Genomic DNA, 22564 nt, shown 5'->3' with positions numbered 1-22564 from the left:
TTAAAAAACTGATGCGGGTTCTAATTTTGATATTTTTCTAACGGCAAAAAGAGATCCCCCAATGGATATTATCATGGTTACCAAAAGCAAAAACAAAGCAAATGGTATACTTACATTTATGTTTAATCCGCTTTTTTCAACCCCAAACTTAAACCCATAGATCAATAACATCGCTACAGCATATCCAATGGTTGCATAAAGAAACGCTTGCGCAATGATCAGGCGGTTTACAAATTTGTTTTTAGCTCCAATTGCTTTTAAGGTACCATAGTCTTTGATCCGGTCCAATGCAGAAGAATATAATGTGAGGCCAATAATAAAAAATCCAGAGATCATGGCGAATACCACTAATGTGCCAAAACTCATCCCCATATTCGATGAGACCAAGATTTCCTTGACTGTTGAAGATTTTAGTTTTTCAGCATCCCAAGCCCTTAAATGGGGAAAGTTCTGATTGATTACCTCGATCATCTCCTTTTTATCTTGCCCTTCGGCAAGCCTGGCAATGATTAAACTGACCTTATCATTCGGGAAGTTTCCAAAATAACTTGCATTTTCTAAAGTCGTATACATAAAGCTGGCTCCAAATGCCTGGGCATTTTTGGTGATGACCGCTAATTTTGCACTCTTGCCATTGATTTCAATTGGTTTATTAAGATATAGTGAAGTTTCCCAACTTCTTGCATTAAAATATTCTGCACTGACGGCGTATGGCTGTAACAGATCCTGAACTGAGCCGCTATCAATTTTATTTACCTCCGGTCCCATCAGAAATGCTGGGGCTGGTGCACCAACTAAAGTGACTGCAGCAGTCTTGCCATCCAGAAAAGTGGCCTGAGCGTTAGCCAATATTATTGGAGTTGCTGTTACTATTCCTTTTAAGCTGCCGATTTCTTGGACAGATCGCTGATCAATGCTGTTTATGGAATTTACATTTCTGCTTTGGGACTCAATTATCCATAAATCATCTTTTTCAACGGGCGCATTGTTAACCAAGTTTCCCATTAAACCCATCAGAAAAAATAGGAGGCTTAACTGTTGTCCAATGAGGAATACACTGATCACGATTGCAGTGACTATTCCAAAGCTTTTGGCCCGATCAAAACGAATAAATTTCCAAGCTAATCCCAACATGCTATCACAATTTTATCCTACATTCAACTTTAGAATTGATCAATAGAGTAGAATTGCCCTCAGGTTCTATGCGAATCCTTCTTACCCTTCGATCTTCTGCCTCATTTGCCGTCTCAAACAATATGGATTTGTTCATTAGGGTAGGACTCAAATAGACAATCTTTCCTTTTCCGATGACAGCAGGTTTACCCACAAAGTTGATGTCTACAGTTTGTCCGATCTTTACGCTATCCGCAAATAATTCATCAACCTCGGCCTCAATGACTATATTTTCGCTGTCGACTATTTTCCCTAATTCAGCTGTACCATTGATGGTTTGGCCAATCTCCACGTTTAGTTCAGATACTATTCCTTTCTTGATGGCTGTAACCTGATAATCCTTTAAGCTTTGTCTATTTTTTGCAATGATGATGGATTGTTCTTTTTCCGTAGCTTGATTGGCCCTGATCTGACTTTTTAAACCTGAAATTAATTCTTCCTGTTGCTTGACATTGGAAAGATCTTTGTCTACATTTTCCCTTGTTTCTGCATTTTTCGCTAAAAGGGACCTAGACGTTTCATATTTCGACATTAACTCTTTTAATATGATTTCCTGCTTGGCCAAATCCTTGGTACTTGCTTGATGTTGAGCTTTTAGGCTCTCTAATTGGCTTTGTGATTGAGCAAGATCTAATCCCTCCATATTTTCTTTCAAGGTCATTAAGACCTGTCCTTGTTCCACTACATCACCTTCTTTGACCATTATTTCCTTGACCTCGGCACTGATCGGTGAACTTATCTGTACCCAACCACCTTCCGGTAATACCTTACCGATTGCAATGACTGAGCCGTAAATTGCAGACAGCTTCGCTTTCTCTTGCTCTTCTTGTTTCTTCTTTTCGTTTTTGCAACCAATTAAAGCAGTCAAAATCATGAAACAACCAAAAATGCTTAACCTATTTATAATCTTCCTCATTGCGAATACTGTTTGAAACATTTCCTTCCTCTACATAAATGACATGATCAGCGAATTTTCTCAACCTTAGGTCATGTGTGACAATAATTACTGCCTTACCTTCTTGCGCGAGATCCTTGAGTTCCTCCATGATAATGGCTGCGCTTTTTGCATCTAAGGATGCTGTTGGCTCATCACATAAAATCATGGTTGGATTGGTCACTAAGGCCCTCGCTATGGAAACCCTTTGTTTTTGACCCCCACTTAATTTTTTGGGCAAGTTGTGCAAACGATCGGCAAGACCAACTGCTTCTAGGGCTGCAATTGCCTTTTCTTTCGCTTCCTTTTTATCCACCGCTTGCAGTAAAAGGGGTTGCATCACGTTTTCCAAAGCTGTGAGAGGCTCCAAAAGGTTGAACTGCTGGAATACAAAACCTATATCATGCAACCTTAAATCTGCAAGTTTGTTTTCCGACAGACTTGTTACCTCTTTGTCTTTATAGAAAACCTTTCCAGAACTAGGATAAATGATGCAACCAATGATGGATAATAAAGTTGTTTTTCCAGAACCGGAAGGCCCCATGATTAAGGTCAATTTGTTGGACTCAAAACTTAGGCTACTTTTAGCCAATGCAGTAATGCTAGTGTCTCCAGTTTGATATATTTTTTCAACGTTTTCCAGGCGAACGATTTCTTCAGGCATGCTTTTCCAGCTTTGTTTTTAAAAATAACCAAGAATTAGCCTAAAGCCAAAAACAAAAGCTAATTTCTTTATTAAAATGGGAAATGATTATTAAAAAAGCCTTAACTTCATGCTAAGGAATGTCCTTGCGGATTTATCTCAAATAAACCTAATACCATGAATAAACTAATCAATTTGTCTTTATGTGCCTTTCTATTGACATTCGGAAGTGTTCATCTTCAAGCTCAACCCTATAAACAGAATAAAGCGCCGCTCATCCAGAAACCTTTTATGGAGTTGCCTTTGGGAGCAATAAAACCTCAGGGTTGGTTAAAGGAAATGCTGAACTCCCAGAAAAATGGAGCTACGGGACAATTGGATCAGCTCTATCCATTAGTCATGGGAGACAGAAATGGATGGCTTGGAGGAGATGGTGATCAATGGGAGCGAGGACCTTATTGGGTGGATGGACTCTTGCCTTTAGCATACCAGTTAAATGATAAGGGATTAAAAGCAAAAGCGCAACGCTGGGTGGAATGGGCCTTACAAAGCCAATCTGAAGATGGCTATTTTGGACCTGCGAAGGATTATGATCATGAACCAGGAATTCAGCGGGACAATTCACATGATTGGTGGCCTAAGATGGTCATGCTCAAGATACTGCAACAGGATTATTCCGCAACTGAAGATCAAAGGGTAGTAAACCTCTTTACTAAATATTTTCACTATCAACTTAGAACCTTAGAAGAGAAACCACTAGGACATTGGACCTTTTGGGCTGAATACCGTTCAGCCGATAATCTTCAGGCTGTTTATTGGCTTTACAACATTACGGAAGACCCTAAATTGCTTGAACTTGCAGATATCTTGCATGCCCAAGGTTTTGATTTTACCCAAAAGTTCATTCAGCGGAATATGTTGGCTACTTTTAGAAGCATTCATTGCGTGAATTTAGCGCAAGGGCTGAAAGAACCAGTAATTTTTTACCAACAAAGTAAAGACCCAAAACATCTGGCCGCAGTGAAACAGGGCTTATCTGACATTAAATTATTTAATGGTCAGGCGCAAGGAATGTACGGTGGGGATGAGGCCCTGCATGGTAGTAACCCGACGCAGGGATCGGAACTCTGTTCAGCAGTTGAATTGATGTTTTCCTTGGAAAAGATGCTGGAAATAACCGGAGATGTTGGTTTTGCAGAACACTTAGAAAAAGTAGCATTCAATGCTTTGCCAACCCAGATTTCAGATGATTTTATGCGCCGTCAATATTTTCAGCAGGCCAATCAGGTTCAAATTACTAGACAGATGTACAATTTTGATGTCAATCATCAAGGGACCGATGTGGTTTTTGGACTTTTGACGGGTTACCCATGTTGTACTTCCAATATGCATCAAGGTTGGCCCAAATTCACGCAAAACCTTTATTATGCAACCGCAAATAAAGGAATTGCATCCATGATCTATGCACCTTCATCTGCAGTTGTAAAAGTTGGCCAGGCTGGAAAAATTGTTCAAGTTTCGCAAGAGACTTTTTATCCATTTGAAAACAGGATCAACCTTACATTTAATCACAGAGAAAGTGCTATTGAATTTCCTTATCAGCTTAGGATACCCACTTGGACAAAAAATGCCAAAATCCTGATCAATGGCGAAGAATTCAATGTAGATACAAAACCTGGTTCTGTAATCGAAATAAATAGAGCCTGGAAAAACAATGATGTCATGTCTTTGGACTTTCCAATGGAATTCAACTTTGAGACCTATCACGAAGGTTCTCGGGCCATAGAAAGAGGTCCATTGGTTTATGCATTGGATATCCCAGGTGAAGAAAAAGAAGTGTTCCTTGAAGACAAGGAAAAGGTCGCCTATGGAGATTCATTTATTGAGGTCCGGCCGACAGCAGATTGGAATTACGGTTTGCCTTTGTTCAACAAAAATGAAATGGCTTCGCTATTTCAGGTTTCTGAAAAAGACAATGCCAATAAAGCCTATCCTTGGAACCGTGAAAATGCACCAATTGAATTAAAAGTAAAAGCTAGGCAACTTCCGTTTTGGAAATTATATAATGGAATGGCAGGACCGATGCCGACAGCTGATATGTACGGATTAAATATCAATGATTTAAAAGAAGTTGAAATCCGTTTGATTCCATATGGTTGTACCACATTAAGGATTTCTCAATTTCCTATGCTTAGAAAATAAACCTATTGAACCCTATTTTATGAAAGTTATCCCTTCACAACGATTAGAGTCCCTAGATATACTCAGGGGACTGGACCTGTTTCTGTTGGTTTTTTTACAGCCTGTTCTGATGTCAGTTGGGCAAATATGGGACAACCCTGGATATCACAGCATGTTGACCCAGTTTGAACATGAAGCTTGGGAAGGTTTTAGACTATGGGATATAATTATGCCCTTGTTCCTCTTTATGACAGGGATTACCATTCCATTTTCTTTAGATAGAAAAATCGGAAACGATAGTCCCGACGTATACAGGCACATCATAAGGAGATTTCTGATTTTGTGGATCATTGGAATGATTGTTCAGGGTAATCTCTTGGCCTTTGACTGGAAAGTATTACGGTTATATTCCAATACCTTACAAGCTATCGCAACAGGATATCTAATTACCTCTTTGGCTTATCTCCATTTCAGCTTCAAAAAACTCATAGGTATGGGTTTGTCCTTATTGATCATTTATTCTATCCCCATGTCTACTTGGGGAGGTTATGAACCCAATTATAATTTTGCCATTTATCTCGACAAAATGTTCCTTCAAAATTTCATGGATGGAGTGAAATGGCAAGGCGATGAATGGGTGTTTTCTGAACATTATCAATATACCTGGATCTGGAGTAGTTTAACCTTTATCGTTACAGTTTTGATGGGATGCCTTACTGGTAAAGTAATTAAGGATGGCAAAGATAAAGACCCAAATGGAACAACCGTAAAATTGATCATTGCAGGTGTAATTTGTATTGCGGTTAGCTTAATATGGCAATTTCAACAACCAATCATCAAGAAAATATGGACAGGGAGCATGACCCTGTTTTCAGGTGGAATATGTATCTTATTAATGGCCATATTCTATTATGTGATTGATGTCAAGCAAATAAAGATGCCCTTTCGCTGGTTAAAAGTTTATGGAATGAATTCCATCGTTGCTTATGGATTGGCTGAAGTTATTGATTTCAGGAGCCTGGTTCATTCTTTGACTTTTGGTTTAGAAAAACACTATGAAGAATATGCCCATTTGATCCTGACCGTCGGGAATTACTCTATTGTCTTACTTATCCTTATTTTCTTGTACAAAAGAGGGATTTTTGTCAAAATCTAGATTTGAACAGATGATTCCGTTTGCTATTCCTTAATTTTAGGTTACTTAATCTTTTCTGAGGAAATCAAATGGATGACAAAAATGTAATTCCTACTCTAGATATGCATGGTTTTCGTGAGGAGCAATTCGCCGGTAAGAAAGAATTGCTCTTCAATGAAATCCTTGGCGAAAAGATAATTGAGAAACCCCATAAACATGATTTCTTTTTTATTATTCTTTTTGATCATGCCTCAGGAATCCACAATATCGATTCTGTTGATTATAGCATTGGAAATAGGGAAGTCCATGTGCTTTTTCCTGAACAGATCCATAAATGGCATATCCAGGAGGGTTCAAAGGGATATCAGCTCATGATTGACAAAACCTTTCTTGAACAGTTTGCACCAGCATTTCGTTATTCTTTTACAAATTATCAGAACCATCCTGTTATTAGGCTCAGCAATGAAGCTTTCGAAAAATTGCTATATGAGTTCAATGCGATTCGAGATGAATTGTTGCTTACTCAACCTGTCAACCAATTGATCTCTGCACGTGCCGCTGTAATTGCCGCATTAGTGAGCAAGGAGGCCGAATTTGATATTGAGGAATTTAAGGTCTATCAAACCAATCCACGATTGGCTAAGTTCAATTGGCTTATTGATAAATTTTACAAGGAACAGAAATCGATTACTTTTTATGCAGAACAATTAAACATCAGTGCTAATTATCTCAATATCCTTTGTAAGAAAAATCTTAAGGTATCAGCAAATAAGCTTATCCATCAGCGAATTACTCTCGAATCAAAACGGCTATTACAAACTTCTGAGCGAAGTATTAAGGAAATTGCTTTTGATCTCGGTTTCTCCGACCATGCCTATTTCTCCAACTTCTTCAAAAACCAAACAGGTTTAAATCCAAGTCAATTTCGTTCGCAGTTATAAAATTTACAAGAAATTGGATGTAATTTCCAAGATATTGGAACTAGATCATCCTACCTTTGTATTATAGATCACAATAGCTCATTCAAAATTAATTGAATATGAAACTTTCAAGAAAAGACTTCTTACGGAATTCAGCCATGAGCGTTGCAGGAATAGCATTTGGAACAAATGCGTTTGCTGCAAACGCTGATAAGACGGCTAGTGGGACTCCATCCATCAACTATTATAAAAACATGAAAAATCTTAAACTTAAAAATGTAAGGCTTGAAACTGGTTTTGAATATTTTGAAGATGAGGTGGCTTCTACAAAAACTGATCTCTTTTCCGTTGATATCGAAAATGGAAAAATCAAAAATATCAGTTCCAATACGAATGATCCCGATGCAGTTGATGCCAAAGGACTATTGATGTTGCCTTCCTTTAAAGATATGCATATTCACCTTGATAAAACTTATTATGGTGCTAATTGGCAGGCCGTAAAAAGAAGGAAAGGAGGAGTGAAGGGGATGATTGCCCTGGAACAGGAAATCATGCCGGAGCTATTGAAGAACTCAACCTTCAAAGCGGAGAAACTGATCGAGTTATTACAGTCCCATGGGTCTGCATTTGCAAGGAGCCATGTCAATATTGAACCCACATCGAAATTAGATTCCCTAAAAAACCTCCAAAAGGCATTGGACCATAAAAAAGATGGTTTTGGAGCTGAATTGGTAGCTTTTCCTCAACATGGGGTTTATTATACCGACTCTGTTCCATATTTAAAAGAAGCTGCTAAAATGGATATTGATTTTATTGGCGGTCTTGATCCCTTCAGTATTGATGGAGCTATCGAAAAAACTATGGACTTTACCGTTCAATTGGCTTTGGATAATCAAAAAGGAATTGATATACACCTCCATGAAACAGGTGATTCCGGAGTGCAGACCATTGAATACCTGATTAAAAAGGTTAATGAAAATCCAATCCTGAAAGGAAAAACTTATTTGAGCCATTGTTTTGCTTTAGGAAAAATTGACCAAGCAAAACAAGAAGAATTAGCCGAAAAATTAGCTGAAGCAAAAGTGGGAATAATATCCACGGTTCCATTTGGAGGATTAATCATGCCAATACCTACCTTAATGAACAAAGGGGTAGAAGTAATGGTCGGTAATGATAGCATAGTTGACCATTGGAATACCTTTGGTTCAGGAAGTGTTTTGCAAAAGGCAAATTTGGCAGCGCAATTATATGGTTACTCAACTGAATTGGCCTTATCAAGAATGTTGAGCTTAGCGACTGCAGGTATCACACCATTAGACGACAAAGGAAATCAACTTTGGCCAAAGGCGGGTGATAATGCAGACTTGGTTCTGATTGATGCCAGTTGTTCAGCTGAAGCAGTTTCAAGGGTTTCTGAAGTTAAATCTTTAATTTATAATGGAAAGGTAGTTTATTGATTATGAAAGCATTAACAATGAGTTTATGCCTTGCATTAGGATTTTCCTCATGCCAGGCCTCAACAAAGAAAGAACAGGAGTTAGAAATCGTGGATCAACAAGGATTAGTGAAAATGGTGGAAAGTAAAAATGTAAAGGCCGTGGAAACCGCATTGAAAGCTGGACAAGATGTAAATACGGTAGATGCCAATAAACGGAACTTGCTATTGATTGCTACGAAAAACCAAGATTTACCTATGGTAAAGTTGTTGGTTTCCTATAAAGCAGATGTTAACCAACAAGCTGACAATCTGGATAGTCCATTTCTGTATGCTGGTGCAACCGGTCAAACGGAAATGCTCAGATTATTTTTAGAAAATGGAGCTAGGTTTGATGTGTTCAATCGTTACCATGGATCGGCATTGATTCCAGCGTGTGAACGGGGGCATGTGGAGACTGTCAAGTTATTGGCAAATACTAAGGGATATCCTATCGATCATGTGAATAGATTAGGATGGACAGCCTTAATGGAGGCAATCGTATTAGGAGATGGCACCGAAAAATACCAAGAGATTGTTCAAATCCTAAAGGATGCAGGATCTAGAATGGATATTCCAGATAAAGATGGGATAAGTCCAGTTCAACATGCCAAAAACAGGGGATTCAAAGAAATCGTTAAAATAATAGAGGGATAAATCGAAAGATTTATCCCTCTATTATTTTAACGATTTCCATATTTAGAGATTACTTTCTATAGCACCTACCTCTTCAGAGAACAATTCAATAGGTTTATCGAGCAAAACAGCAATTACAGTTGTATTTTTATCCAATCTATCCTTAGGAATATCAATATAAACTATTCCAGGCGTAGCACTCCAATATAGCTTGTTATAAATCTCATGGCCAATCATAGACCCTTCACCAACAATACGGATCCTCGCAATATTGTTCTTCAATCCCTTGATGGCAATTGGACCTGTAGGTTTACCCTCCACAAATAGATATAGCGTTTGTTTGTCTGGGGATAAGGCCGTTTTTCCGTTAAAGTGATTTGCTGGGATTCCTTTAGCTGCATCTTGGAGAATTTCAGCATGTTTTTTAACCCAATTCTTAGTTTCCTCGCTATGGAAATTAAAGGATTCAGCTAATTTGCTGCCATCATCATTGATAGAACCTTTGAATAGGTTTGCACCAATTGAGGTCATATCCACAATTTTACGGATAGATTCTTGCGGGGTTTTCGCATAGAGAAAGTCAGTAATGCCAACTGGTTCTGGTAGGATGTGAGGATTAATAGATGGCTTTTTATTGAATTTTACAGCAACTACGGAAGCAACTGGGTCAAAATTAGCTGTAGGAATCTGCAACTTCAATTTGCCAAATTCATACTCAAAAGGAACATTTTCGTTTGTTCCTAGCATCTTTATTTCCAAAGGTTTATCATCAAAACCTTGCATCTCTACATAATCCTTAACCTGATCCAGGTAGATAAATAAGGCTTTTCCATCTTTAGAAAAACTGTTCTTTTCATTTACTAAATCTTGCGATAGACCAGCTCTAGTACCATAGATTGCTTCGGAATATTTCTTGGTCCATCTTGCTAATTCCTTCAGAATTGCAACCTGTTCTTCAGGAATTGTTCCGTCAGCCTTTGGGCCGATATCTAACAACAAGTTTCCACCCATTGCCAAACATTCAATCAAGGTTCTTACGATCATATTTGGACTCTTGTAATGTTTGTCAAAATGCTGGTATCCCCAAGAGTCATTCATGGTATAGCACAATTCCCAATATCTATGGTCAGGGCGTTGAACTGGAATACCTTGTTCTGGAGTAGCGTAATCCCCATGGTTATTCAATCGGGAATTGATAATGATGTTTTTATTATACTTACGAAGTAAATCTAAAGTTTCCTTGGCTTTCCATTCTTCAGAAGAATGCTCCCAGTCTCCATCAAACCAAATTAGGTCGGGTTTATAAGCAACTGACAATTCCTTTAACTGTCCTTGATAATAATCTTGAAATTTGGTCCATCGATTAGGCTCATCCTTGATATCATACCTTTTTTGGGTTCTCGTAATGATATCGTAATTCGGGTGGCTCCAATCAGGTAAAGAGAAGTAAAGTCCGGTTTTTAAGCCCGAAGCTTTTAGTTCCTTCACAAATGGAGTCAATACGTCTTTTTTTGCAGCAGCGTCTTTGGCAATAGTAGTTGGTTGGTCCATTTTACTGTCCCATAAGGCTACTCCATCATGGTGTTTTGTGGTAATAACGGAATACTTAGCACCAGAATCTTTAATTAATTGAACCCACTCTTTTGGATCGTATTTGTTAGCAGTAAATCCCCGGAGTTGTTTCATATAGTTATCATGACTCAGATAATTATTGAAAAATGCCCAAGATTCTGATATTCCATCCACAGAGTATATTCCCCAATGAATAAAAATTCCTAATTTAGCATCATCGAACCATTCCATTTTTGGGCTTTCAATGTCTTTTTTGTTTTCTTGCCCATTAACATGTGTCATCAAAATCCCTAATGCCAATGTGATTAGTGTGCGGCGCATAAAGTATATTAAAAAGTTTAAGTTTCTACTTGACAAATAATGATACGGATAAATTCTTTAATAGCTTAAATAAAGCTGAAAATTCACAAATTTTTCTGAGATGACTTTAGTCTTATTCGAGGCATATTCCGAATTTTCCGAATATGTCTCGAATAAGACCAAAGCGAAGTCTAGAGCATTGTCTAAAAGTTTTTTCATTTTTTTGAATTTCTAAATTTTCTGGTTATCATTTTTAGATGTCTAAAAAAATTAAGGAATTCCAATATATTTGATGGAATAGCGGAAATATAATAGTTTCACAAGATGCAAGGAAAGAAAATAACCATTAAGGATAAACTAGAGCCTCAGCGACTGATAAAAGTAGCTGCATTTGATCGAGCTAAAAATCGAACGAGACCTCATAAACATAATGGTTATCTAGAATTGGTTTTCCTTTCTTCGACCAGCGGTAGACATTATATTGATGGGAAGGAAGCAGAGGTGAAAGTACCCTGTATCTTGGTAATCCGAAAGGATAATGTACATCATTGGGAATTGGAAAATCCCGTAGAAGGCTATGTGCTTTTGCTGAAGAAATTATTTGTGGAGCAAAGCTTAGATTTTGAAATCAGTAGGTTAGTGGAAGAGGTTGTCCAATTTGACCAAATCTTCTTAAAAGAGAAACTTGCCATAGAACAGATTTTAGGATTGTTGGCGACAGAGAATAATAAAATCGTACAGGAAGGGTTGTTTAAAGCCATGTTGGCAAAGGTTTTGGAGAATGCTGATCAACAGATTTCTTCAAAGTTCATCCAGAACAACCTGTATATAAAGTTTTGCGAATTGCTGAACAAAGAGGCAAAAGTGGTCAACCATGTTGCTCATTATGCTTCCCAATTAAATACCAGTCCACAAAATTTAAGTGCTGCCTGTAAGAAGCATGTTAACCTTACGGCATCCGAGGTATTGGCGGGATATATTATCAAAGAAGCCAAAAGGCTATTGTTTTACACATCAAACAGCATTTCAGAAATTGCTTTCATGCTAGGCTTCTCTGATAAATCTAATTTTTCAAAGTACTTTAAACGCTATACAGGAATTACACCCACGGAATTCAAGAAACAAGATCCTTAAAATTCCTTCTCACCGAACTCACTTTTTGGAAGTTTAATGATCTGATTCAATTTATGTAGGTTGAAATTCAGATTGATCAAAAAGACATTCTTTTCATAGATGTAATTTGTCGTGGTATAGAAATCATTTGAATAGGTCGTAATTCTTTGTTCATTAACTCCCCATTTCTTGTTGAGTTCGATAAACTGCCATAGCAATTGAGCCGTAATGGCACCTTTTAAGAATCCCTTACTGAGGTTGAAATGTGGAGTCAGGAACCTTGAATCCTTTCCTTGAACTGTTGGTCTTTCGGATAGGTAATTGACCTGTAAACCGGTGCTCCAAGTTGGAGCAAAATCTGCTTGTATCCCAGCATTGATGGAGTACACCCAGTCTTGGTTTGTTCGGGTTTCTTGATAGTTCAGTACCTTTCCTGAAACCTTGTAATTATAAATATTTGCACCAGCATTGACCTTTAACCATGACAATGGCTTTCCCTCGCCACCGATTTCCATACCATATCTTGAAGCATAGTCTGCATTGGTAAATACACGGCGTAAGATCGTATCCGCATAAACAGAGTTTACACGCTGGATTGGATTTTTAGTATGTTGGTAGTAAGCATTCAAGAATAAACTACCTGCATTTAATTTTTTCACAAGTCCCGTTTCCGCATTTGTAGTGAATTCAGGTAATAACTCCGGATCACCTTGTTCCAATGTTTCCGAGTGTTCACGCTCAGGAATAGGGTTTAGCTCAAAGTTATTGTTTCTTTGCACCCTTCTTGCAGCTGCTAATTTCCATGACCAACCAGCTCCCAGATCATGCATCAGATTAAAGCTTGGGTAGAGTTGGTGGATGGAATAGGGATATTCTTGATTATTGTCCAATAGCAGGAGATCTCTTTGATAATACTCATAACGAAGGCCAAGGGAAAGTTGTGTGTTGTTGAATTTCCGGTCATATTGGCTAAACAGGGCATGTACTCGGTTGGTTGCATTTAAACGGCCCGTGAATTCAGGGTTTATTTGAAGGTATTGGCCACCCTTTTCCTTATAAAAGTATTCAAAATTTCCCTTTTGCCTATCATTCCTTAGTTGGTAACCTGAAATCAATTCTGCATTGTCGAATTTCCATTGATGTTGTAGGGAAAGCCGCAAACCATGCAATGGATTTGTATAGATATTATGGGACCATTGCACCGTATCGACGTTGTTTTCAATATTCCCATTTTTTGTGGATCCATAGATGTTGGCAAATTCATAGATGGCTCCCAATTGTAGGGAGTGCCTTGGATTTATTTTATATTGATAAGAGAAGTCCACTAAGTAAAACTCACCTTGTTTGTTCTGTAGATTGGAATTGAAGTAATCTAAGCTGGAGATTTGATCGCCGCTGGAAGGCTGGATAGTTCTGTTATTATAATGAATATCAGCGAGCCTATCTTGGAATCTTCTTGAAGCCAGAACCCCTAAATTCAGGTTGTGTTTTTCAGATAGTTCATATGCAGCGTTTAATCTTAATCCGTAATTGTATTTGTCAAAACTACGTTCTCCTTTTGAAGGGAAGAAGGTTTGTTTGTCTCCAATGATGGTATTTACATCACCATCCCTGAAGCCAGCATTATCATTTCGAAGGTAGTTGGCAGATCCATTGAGTTCCAGCTTATCTTTTTTCAATTGGAAAGAAATATCACCTCCGAATCGTTTTTGACTTTCGATATTGTCATAATCGTCGATGCTAGGTAAGCCAGTCTGAAGGTTTAAGATCCATGCGAATCCATTTGCTGCTGATTTCTTTGTTTTTAAATTGATAATACCACCTTTTCCATCTGGATCATACTGCGCAGTAGGGCTTGTGATATATTCCACTTCTGAAACATCATTGGCAGCAATCTGCCCGAGTATGGTAGCAGGATCTATAAAGGATGGTTTACCATTGATTAGTACGATAACACCTGAATTCCCACGCATACTGATGTTTCCATTGGCATCAACTGATGCTGAAGGAAGGTTTTTGACGATATCTAAAGCAGTTCCGCCGACAGCATTTTTATATTGGCTGGCTTGATAGGTCTGTCGATCACTGCTATGTTTCTGGGCAGCGATATTTGCCGTAACAGTTACCTGTTCTAAACTTTGCTGAGCACTAGAAATTAAGATGTTTCCTAAATCAATGGATTTTTGACCCTTTATTTCAATTGGACTGTTCTTTTGACTGTAGCCAATAAACTTGATCTGTAATATGTATGGACCATTTTTCAGGTCCGTGAACTGAAATCTACCGGTTGTATCGGTAATCATTCCATCGATTACCTTTTTGTTGACATCTAATAATCCTATACTGGCATAGGCTATTGGAGCTGATGATAGTGAATCTTTAACTGTTCCGGAGATTTTTGATGTTTGGGCGATGCTAAATTGAATAGAGAAAATGAAGCAAAGTATGGCAATAATCCTTTTCAATGGTTTAAGTTTTTTTTCAAAAATAGAAAAGTAAAATCAGGATATGGATTGGATTGGAAATTATACCATTATATTTTCAAATCGACTTTTTATTAATTGAAAAATCCCCAATACGATTAGGTATTAGGGATTTTTAATGGGCTTGATCCAATCTATTTCTTAAGATATAGATTGAAGTATTTTGCAATTTTATCGTACATGTGGATTCTATCCTTTCCAACTACATTATGTTCGTGTGTTGGGTATAGGAAGTAATCAACCTGTTTACCGGCTTCAATACATTTTTGGATAAATTCCATGCTATGTTGTTGAACTACTACAGGATCTTGAGCACCATGAATAATCAATAAGTGACCATTCAATCGATCAGCCTTGTCTAGCATAGAGGTTTTTTCATACCCTTCAGGATTTTCCTGTGGGGTATCCATATAGCGTTCGCCATACATCACTTCATAATATTTCCAATCGATTACCGGTCCACCTGCTACTGCAGCTTTAAAGATATCGTTATGTTTGGTCATCAATGAGCTCGTCATAAATCCACCAAAGCTCCAGCCAAATATTCCCAAGTTTTCTGCATCTACATAAGGTTGGGATTTAAGGTATTCAATACCTTTCAATTGATCAGCCATTTCGGCTTCACCTAGATTGCGATGGGTTATGCGGGTAAAGTCACGACCGCGTGCATCGGAACCTCTATTGTCCATCGTAAAGACAAGGTATCCTTGCTGTGCCATGTATAAATCGAAATAACCCACGCCACCTAGCCATTTGTCCGTAACCAATTGCGCATGCGATCCACCATATAAATAAACCATCACAGGATATTTCTTATTGGGATCGAAATTGACAGGATAGGTGATTCTAGCATTCAAAGGTGTTTTACCATCTGCTGAGGTAAGGGTTTTGAACTCAATTTTAGGTAAATCAACCTTTCCAGTGAATGGATTAGTTGCTGTAACCAGTTTTTCGGCCTTGTTAGATTTTTTGTCAATAACCTGAACGATATTAGGGATATCCAAATTGCTGTATTGATCCAAAATATACTTTCCAGAGCTACTAACAGTTGCATTATGCGTACCATTGATACTGGTCAATTGGGTAGTTTTTCCAGATTTCAGATCGACTTCAAATAAATGGCGTTCCATTCCCTGATTACTGGCGCCAATGTAATATCCTTTACTTCCTTTCGCATCAAATCCTTGAAAATCTGTTACTATGACATCCTTATAACCTAAGTTTTTGATCAGTTTACCATCTGTGGTATAAAGGTAAAGTTGGTTAAAGCCATCTTTATCGGTCTGGTATAAAAACTGATTCGGGTTATTTGGCAGGAATTCCAATGCTACCTGAGGTTCAACCCAAGAAGTTGAAGATTCTTCGAATAAAGTTTGCACAAGAGCTCCGCTTCTTGCATCATATTTATTCAATTTTAGATGGTCCTGTCCTCGGTTTAATACCCCAACATATACAAACTCATTTGAAGGATCCCATGTTACAATTGTTAGGTATTGTTCTTTTGGTTCCCCAGTTTGCAACTGAACATACTCTCCAGTTTCTGTATTGAAGATGTTCAATGTAACTTCCTCACTTTTCATACCAGCCATAGGATAGCGGATGTCCTTAATGCTGGCCACTCGGGTATCCCATTGCGGTAATGGATATTTGCTGACCATGGTTTCATCCTTGCGATAATAAAGCAGCTTTTTGTCATCTGGCGACCACCACATTCCTTTGGCAATACCAAATTCATTACGGTGAACGACAGAGCTCCCATTTACTATGCCATCAACTGTGTCTTTGGTGACGGTTATTTTGCTGCCATCGGCTTTAAGGATTTCAATATTATTACCGATCAGGTAGGCCGTGTTTTTATTTGCATGGCTAAATTCCTCAGCATCCCTGTTACTTGGAAGGGTCGCATTGAGCTTAGCTTTTTTGCTGTTTACATTGAAATTGATGTTATAGCTGTTTTTTTCACCATTGATAACCAGGTTGATGTTTTCCTTATCAATCCATTTGTAATTATTTGGAAAGGAGCGTAATGAGAATTTATCATTTGCGGCTATTTCCTTTAAGGCTTGTAGGATATCGTTGGTTGAAGCCAATTGAACAGGATTCCAATTATTCTTTGCTTCGCGAGCCAATAGGTTTTGGTAAGTACTGTCCAGGTTGGAGAATGCATCTGCATCTTTGATCCATTTTGCTGCAGTCAGTGTTTTAGGAGCAAACTTGCTTGGTCCATAAACCGTTTCATCGATTGTGAAACCTCTTTGACCATAAGCAACTGAAGAGCTTAATAATAGTAATGCCAGTAGCTTTTTCATTATTTAATCAAATTTTATGATGACGAAATTAAGGAATTGTTAGGAAAGGAAGGGAGAAAATGGTAAAAGTCAGGATAGTACAGGACACATAATCGGAAAGAGAGGACTATCTTAGTTTTAAGTTGAACTGGGACAACCACATATTGCTCAGACAATTAACCATATAACCTGTAAACACTAATTAAGAACAGACTCAGAATAATTAGATACAAAAGTTACATATAAGATCCAGGGTAATCCTGGGCTTTGAGTGGATTTCTACTCGATGGGATTTATTTGCCTTTAAATAGGGCGAGGTGGGTGTGTATTGGTTTTTGGTTAAGAGTTTTAGGAGCTGGTATTCCTGTTTTTTTAAGAAAACAAATAACACATAATATAAACCTTTTAAACTTAAAACCATGATGAGAACCTACATCCGATGTGTTCCTTTATTGTTATTTTTCTTGTTAGCAAAAATGACATATGCCCAGGAACTCACGATTACTGGACGAGTTACCTCGACTAACAACGAGCCCTTAGCAGGTGTTTCGATCAAGAGTAGCTCTGGCAATGCCAGTACAAGCACTGATACCAATGGTGTTTATGAAATCAAGACCAGTTCAAATGCTAACCTGACCTTTACATTTATAGGTTATATTACCCATAGCGAATCAGTTAACAACCGAACGGAAATCAATGTTCAGATGAGTACCTCCTCTGAATCCATTGAAGAAGTAGTGGTAGCTGTAGGGTATGGGGTAGTCAAGAAAAGTGATCTGACCGGTGCAGTTGGTACCGTTCAAGGCGAGGCATTGCGTGAAAGACCAGCATCCAATCTGAACCAAGCCCTAGGAGGAAAAATAACGGGTGTAAATGTTTCCACCAGCTCTGGCCGTCCAGGCGGTCGGGCCAATATCAGGATCCGGGGGTCAAGTTCCATCTCCACCACCAATAATCCATTGTACGTAATAGATGGTGTAATCATGAGTAGAGATGGATTACAGAATGGTAGTTCACCGATTGATTATATCAATCCAAATGATATTGCTTCCGTGGAGGTATTAAAGGACGCCTCATCAACAGCTATCTATGGTGCCCGTGGTGCCAATGGGGTCGTTATTGTAACTACTAAGCGTGGTACTTCTGGAGGTGGAAGAGCTACATATGATGCAGAGGTTGGGGTAGGGTATGCTCCAAAATTATTGCCGGTTTTGAGTTCAGAAGAATTCTTAGCTGTTGAAGAATTAGCCTATGAGAATGCTAAGAAATTTGACCCTGTAGGTTGGGCTACAGGCACAAAATATACCGATCCTAAAACCAAACGGACCAACCCATTACTTTTTGATTCCAATGGCAAACCGCTTTACAATACGGATTGGCAGAAGGAGGCTTTCCGAAATGCCATTACACAGAACCATCAATTGGCTTTTACCAATGGAAATGAAAAAGGTTCTTATGGTGGATTTGTGAATTACAGAAATGAACAAGGCGTTGCATATGGCTCATGGCAGAAAAGATATTCAGCAAGATTTGTATTTGATACTGAGATCAAAGATTGGTTAAAGGTAGGTGGTGTATTGAGCTATACGGATCAAAAGGATAAGCAAGTTGATGAATTGGGCGGTGGAGGAATTACCATGATGCGTCAGGTACTTGAGGCATTGCCATTGATACCTGTTCGATATGCAGATGGTAGATGGGCAAGTAACCGCGATTATCCAGGTATGGAAGGTGGGGATAACCCAATCCGTGTAGCTGATGAAAGACTTTATTACCTATCTACCCAACCCTTTATTGGTAATATGTATGCCAATATAAAATTAATGGATGGGTTAGAGTTCCGTACCTCGATTGGTACGAATATCATCAATCAACGAAAAGATTATGCAGCAGCTGTAGGTCTGCAATATATTTCAAGTGATGGTTCTGCCAATGTGGACAATAAACGATTCAACTCCTGGCAATTTGAGAACTATTTTACCTACTTAAAAGATTTTGGAAATATTCATTCCATTAATGCTATGTTAGGTTTTTCATGGCAGCATACCGATTATTTTGGTTCCTATGCCAGTTCCAGCAAGTACACGGATTTCTACTATCAATTCAATAATTTGGGAGCAGGGGCTACCATGAATGCACCTTCTTCAGGTGCGAATGCCAATGGATTGAACTCTTACTTCACGAGGATCAACTATACCTTGTTGAACAAATACCTATTCACCTTTACTGGTCGTGTGGATGGATCTTCCAAATTTGGACAGGATAACCAATATGCCTTTTTCCCTTCTGCAGCAGTGGCATGGAAAATCAATGAAGAGAACTTCTTAAAAGATTCGGAGAGCATCTCCAATTTGAAGTTAAGGATGAGCTATGGAGCAACGGGTAACTCTGAAATCCCAGCCTACCGCGCATTAGCCGGTATGGGGAATTATGAAATCATTCAAGGTGGTGATCGTATGGTCGGTGTAGGGACTGGCAGAATTGCCAACCCAACTTTAAAATGGGAGCGGACGGAGCAAGTCGATCTGGGACTTGAATTAGGTTTGTTCCAAAACAAGTTGAACTTCGAATTGGATGTATATCACCGTCAGGTTAACGATATGCTACTCGATGCCCCGATTCCATTGTCCAGTGGGTATGGAACCATTTTCAGAAATATCGGAAGTATGAAAAATGATGGGATAGAATTTGGCGTCAACGTGGCCAATATCGGCAATGATGTTTTCAGTTGGTCAGGATTGTTCAATTTCTCCTACAACAGAAACCAAGTTTTGAGATTGATTGGTGGTGCAGATATCTATAGTGGTGCGACCATTATCAGAGAAGGCGAGCCGGTTGGATCTTTTTGGGGTTTCCAACATCTAGGGACCTGGTCCAGCGCAGACGAAGCTGAAGCCAAGAAATATAATATGCTTCCTGGTGATGTGCGATATCAGGATATCAATGGAGATGGCGTCATCAATGATAATGATAAAACCATTATTGGTAGAGGGATTCCAGATGGTTATGGAACATTCTCCAACACCTTCAAATATAAAAATCTATCCTTATTGATCGATTTGCAATATATGTTTGGTAATGACGTGATTGATCGCAGTATTCACTCTGCTGAGGACAGACAGGGGATAGCAAACAGTTATAAGACGGTATTGAACGCTTGGACAGAGAGTAACCAAAACACTCCGATTGCACAGGTACGACCTATCAATGCCTATTATACAACAAATAACGATAGCCATAAAGTTTCAGATGCCTCCTTTATCAGAGGTAGAAACCTAATGCTTTCTTATACATTGAATCCAGATGTAGTTTCAAGAATGAAATTGGATCGACTACGCTTTTTTGCTTCCGTACAGAACTTCTTTGTGATCACGAAATATTCGGGTTATGATCCAGAGGTTTCTAATTCAGGCTCTGCATTTGATCAGGGATTTGGTCTATATGATTATCCAAGACCAAGGGTATTTACATTCGGATTAAACATTGGATTATAATAAAACAGGAAAATCATGAAATACATTAAATATATCAAGAGAACGATTCAAATAACTACAGCCGTAATATTAACGGCAGGTATAGTAGGCTGTTCGGGTTTTTTGGACGAATCCGATCCCAGTAATTTTACGGTGGAGAACTATTTCACCAAACCTGAACATGCCCGTAGTTCCGTAAGTGCTATTTACGCCAATTTAAGAAACCCAATGGTAAGTGGATTTGGTGGGGGAACCTGGATGATGCTTGAATTTGCTACCGGATTGGCGGGAACAGATTTAGGTCAGGCGGTAAACAGTTACTACGTAAAGGACCTCAGAAACACTTCAGACAATGGTTATGGCCTAGACTATTGGACGACCTATTATAAAGGTATCGGAAATGCAAACCTTTCAATTACGTATATTCCTCAAATCACGATGGATGAAGCTGAAAAGAAACGGATCTTAGGAGAAGCTCATTTCTTAAGGGCATTTTTCTATTTTAATCTGGTGCAGATGTTTGGGGAAATCCCTTTGGTAACGGAAGCTGTAAGTCTGACATCAGAGCAGCTTTACCCAGAACAGGCAACCGTAGAGAAGGTCTATGAATTAATAGTAAGTGATCTGAAAGTTGCAGAGAACTCCGGTTTGCCATGGAGTGATCAAAGTGGGAAAGTAAATATGGGAATTATTAAATCCTTGATGGCAAAGGTTTACTTGACCATGGCCGGTTATCCATTGAACAAAGGGGCAGCTTATTTTGACCTTTCAGCCAAAGCATCTGAAGAAGTCATCAACTCCAAGCAATATCAATTGTTCCCTGCCTATGCCGATCTACATGATCCCAAAAAGAAAAATGGGGTAGAGAATATCTTTAGCATTCAATATAAAACGCAGGTCATTGCCTCCAATTGGCAAGTCGCCATCATTCCTTACAACAAGAATATATCTGCGTATTCAGATGAAACAGGTGGAATCTATGCTACCAAGGATTTTGTGGAATCCTATGATGCAAATGACTTACGACGAGCTGAAAAGCAGTTTTTCTTTACCAAATATACCCATGAGTCTGATCGTAGCAAAGAAGTCAATTTAGGGGGATATTTCCTATATAAGCATTTTGATGAGGCGGCGCAGACAAGTACGACAAACAGTGACCTGAATTGGTCTATCCTTCGATATGCTGATTTGTTGTTGATGTATGCTGAGGCAGCAAATGAAGTGACTGGACCTAACCAAAAGGTGTATGATGCGGTCAATGCGATCAGAAAAAGGGCAGAACTTCCAAACTTGAGCGGTTTATCCAAGGATCAACTTCGGGAAGCTATCTGGAAAGAGCGTTGGCATGAGCTCTGCTATGAGAATGTCACTTGGTTTGATATGGTCCGCTTGAGGAAGGCTTTCAATGTGAGTACCAAGAAATTCGACAATTACGTAGGTCACAAATTCTCCTATGGTCCAGTTTTGACCGAGCGGGAGTTATTGTTTCCAAAGCCTACAGCAGAAATCAGGAATAATAATAAACTAGTGCAAAATAAGGGCTATTAAGTGTTATAGATGTTTATTTAGAAAGCCGTCGATTGACGGCTTTCTTTATTTTTAAAACTTATACCGTGCGACCATACTGCCCCGATTGGAGGTTTTTGTTCCAGAAAAACCAGTTTCAATCTCGATGATATCCTTATTGATCAATGGGATTTGGTAGCCGGCAACCAATGAACGATATAAAGCAGGTTTGAAATCAGGACCTATCCTTTGTCCATCTGCTTTTTGTAGGGTGCTGCCTTCAAAAGCTAACCCTAAAGATCCGGCAATATATAGGTTCTTCGAAAGATAATATCGAATTCCTCCATTCAGGGAAAAAACCTCATGTTTCCAGATTTCAGGCATCGTTAAAAGAACATTTTTGGATATACCCCGAACGGTGACCTCATAATTTAAGGTTGAAAAGAAACTTATTTTATTTAAAGGTCGGTATTCATAGATCATTCCTACTCCATAGGAAGCACCATGATGGGAAAAATCATAACCCAGCATCGGACCTATTCCGATTGAATGGGTTTTTGCAGGTAAAGAGTCTTGGGCGTAACTTATATTCAGGACGCAGCAGAGAATCAGTGTTGAAAATAAAGGATAGTTCATATGAAAATAATTTGTATTAAAACGATAATTATTTCTATACGGTAAAATTATTCCAAAGTAATTGAAAAAGAAATTTCTTTAACGTTTTTAACATAAT

General features: G+C 38.6%; 15 protein-coding genes. 8 read left to right on the top strand and 7 right to left on the bottom strand.

What is annotated here, in order from left to right; genetic code table 11:
* From NMK93_RS11435 to NMK93_RS11425, 3 genes are read right to left on the bottom strand one after another with little or no spacing between them, the layout of a single operon-like run.
* Complete coding sequence (locus NMK93_RS11435) at positions 1-1134, bottom strand: ABC transporter permease (RefSeq protein WP_185216588.1); 1134 nt, start codon at positions 1132-1134, stop codon at positions 1-3.
* A gap of 4 nt (positions 1135-1138) precedes the next feature.
* The gene (locus tag NMK93_RS11430) at positions 1139-2089 is read right to left on the bottom strand and encodes an HlyD family secretion protein (RefSeq protein WP_254527380.1); all 951 of its coding nucleotides are present in this window, start codon (positions 2087-2089) and stop codon (positions 1139-1141) included.
* Positions 2070-2771, bottom strand: a complete 702-nt coding sequence (locus NMK93_RS11425; protein ID WP_254527375.1) for an ABC transporter ATP-binding protein — start codon at positions 2769-2771, stop codon at positions 2070-2072. Before NMK93_RS11425 ends, NMK93_RS11430 begins: the two co-directional genes overlap by 20 nt.
* 156 nt (positions 2772-2927) lie before the next feature.
* On the opposite strand from NMK93_RS11425, the gene NMK93_RS11420 reads away from it, so the two are divergent.
* The 5 genes from NMK93_RS11420 (at position 2928) to NMK93_RS11400 (ending at position 9117) form a co-directional block, all read left to right on the top strand.
* Positions 2928-4952, top strand: coding sequence for a beta-L-arabinofuranosidase domain-containing protein (locus tag NMK93_RS11420; protein ID WP_254527374.1), 2025 nt, complete (start codon positions 2928-2930; stop codon positions 4950-4952).
* 19 nt (positions 4953-4971) lie between these two features.
* A complete protein-coding gene (locus tag NMK93_RS11415) occupies positions 4972-6087 on the top strand; it encodes an acyltransferase family protein (RefSeq protein WP_254527372.1) in 1116 nt (371 codons plus the stop codon).
* 68 nt (positions 6088-6155) lie between these two features.
* On the top strand, positions 6156-7007 hold the full coding sequence (locus NMK93_RS11410; protein WP_254527370.1) for an AraC family transcriptional regulator: 852 nt from the start codon (positions 6156-6158) through the stop codon (positions 7005-7007).
* Positions 7008-7105: 98 nt separating this feature from the next.
* Positions 7106-8443 carry an amidohydrolase gene (locus tag NMK93_RS11405; RefSeq protein WP_254527368.1) on the top strand — a complete coding sequence of 446 codons (1338 nt, stop codon included), beginning with the start codon at positions 7106-7108 and terminating at the stop codon, positions 8441-8443.
* Positions 8444-8445: 2 nt separating this feature from the next.
* Entirely contained in the window at positions 8446-9117 is a 672-nt protein-coding gene (locus NMK93_RS11400; RefSeq protein ID WP_254527366.1) for an ankyrin repeat domain-containing protein, read from the top strand.
* 42 nt (positions 9118-9159) lie between these two features.
* Here NMK93_RS11400 and NMK93_RS11395 read toward each other — a convergent pair whose 3' ends face one another.
* Positions 9160-10989 (bottom strand): alpha-L-fucosidase, encoded by a 1830-nt coding sequence (locus NMK93_RS11395; RefSeq protein ID WP_254527364.1) that lies wholly within the window; start codon positions 10987-10989, stop codon positions 9160-9162.
* 303 nt (positions 10990-11292) lie between these two features.
* Here NMK93_RS11395 and NMK93_RS11390 point away from each other — a divergent pair, with 303 nt between their 5' ends.
* Complete coding sequence (locus NMK93_RS11390) at positions 11293-12102, top strand: helix-turn-helix domain-containing protein (protein ID WP_254527361.1); 810 nt, start codon at positions 11293-11295, stop codon at positions 12100-12102.
* Here NMK93_RS11390 and NMK93_RS11385 read toward each other — a convergent pair.
* The gene (locus tag NMK93_RS11385; RefSeq protein WP_254527359.1) at positions 12099-14546 is read right to left on the bottom strand and encodes an outer membrane beta-barrel family protein; all 2448 of its coding nucleotides are present in this window, start codon (positions 14544-14546) and stop codon (positions 12099-12101) included. The two genes, NMK93_RS11390 and NMK93_RS11385, sit on opposite strands and share 4 nt — an antisense overlap.
* Before the next feature lie 152 nt (positions 14547-14698).
* Positions 14699-16873: a DPP IV N-terminal domain-containing protein gene (locus NMK93_RS11380; RefSeq protein ID WP_254527353.1), complete on the bottom strand. Its 2175-nt coding sequence runs from the start codon at positions 16871-16873 to the stop codon at positions 14699-14701.
* 398 nt (positions 16874-17271) lie between these two features.
* Here NMK93_RS11380 and NMK93_RS11375 point away from each other — a divergent pair, with 398 nt between their 5' ends.
* Together NMK93_RS11375 and NMK93_RS11370 are read left to right on the top strand one after the other, a co-directional pair.
* Positions 17272-20346, top strand: a complete 3075-nt coding sequence (locus tag NMK93_RS11375) for a TonB-dependent receptor (protein WP_254527351.1) — start codon at positions 17272-17274, stop codon at positions 20344-20346.
* A 15-nt stretch (positions 20347-20361) separates the two neighbouring features.
* Complete coding sequence (locus NMK93_RS11370; protein ID WP_254527348.1) at positions 20362-21873, top strand: RagB/SusD family nutrient uptake outer membrane protein; 1512 nt, start codon at positions 20362-20364, stop codon at positions 21871-21873.
* Between the two features lie 51 nt (positions 21874-21924).
* On the opposite strand, the gene NMK93_RS11365 is transcribed toward NMK93_RS11370, so the two are convergent.
* On the bottom strand, positions 21925-22467 hold the full coding sequence (locus NMK93_RS11365) for a hypothetical protein (RefSeq protein WP_254527346.1): 543 nt from the start codon (positions 22465-22467) through the stop codon (positions 21925-21927).
* Positions 22468-22564 lie beyond the last annotated feature (97 nt).

The sequence above is a fragment of the Sphingobacterium sp. LZ7M1 genome (assembly GCF_024296865.1).
Classification (GTDB): domain Bacteria; phylum Bacteroidota; class Bacteroidia; order Sphingobacteriales; family Sphingobacteriaceae; genus Sphingobacterium.
Note: the sequence above shows the minus strand (reverse complement) of the source record. Positions and strands in the feature narration are given on the sequence as shown.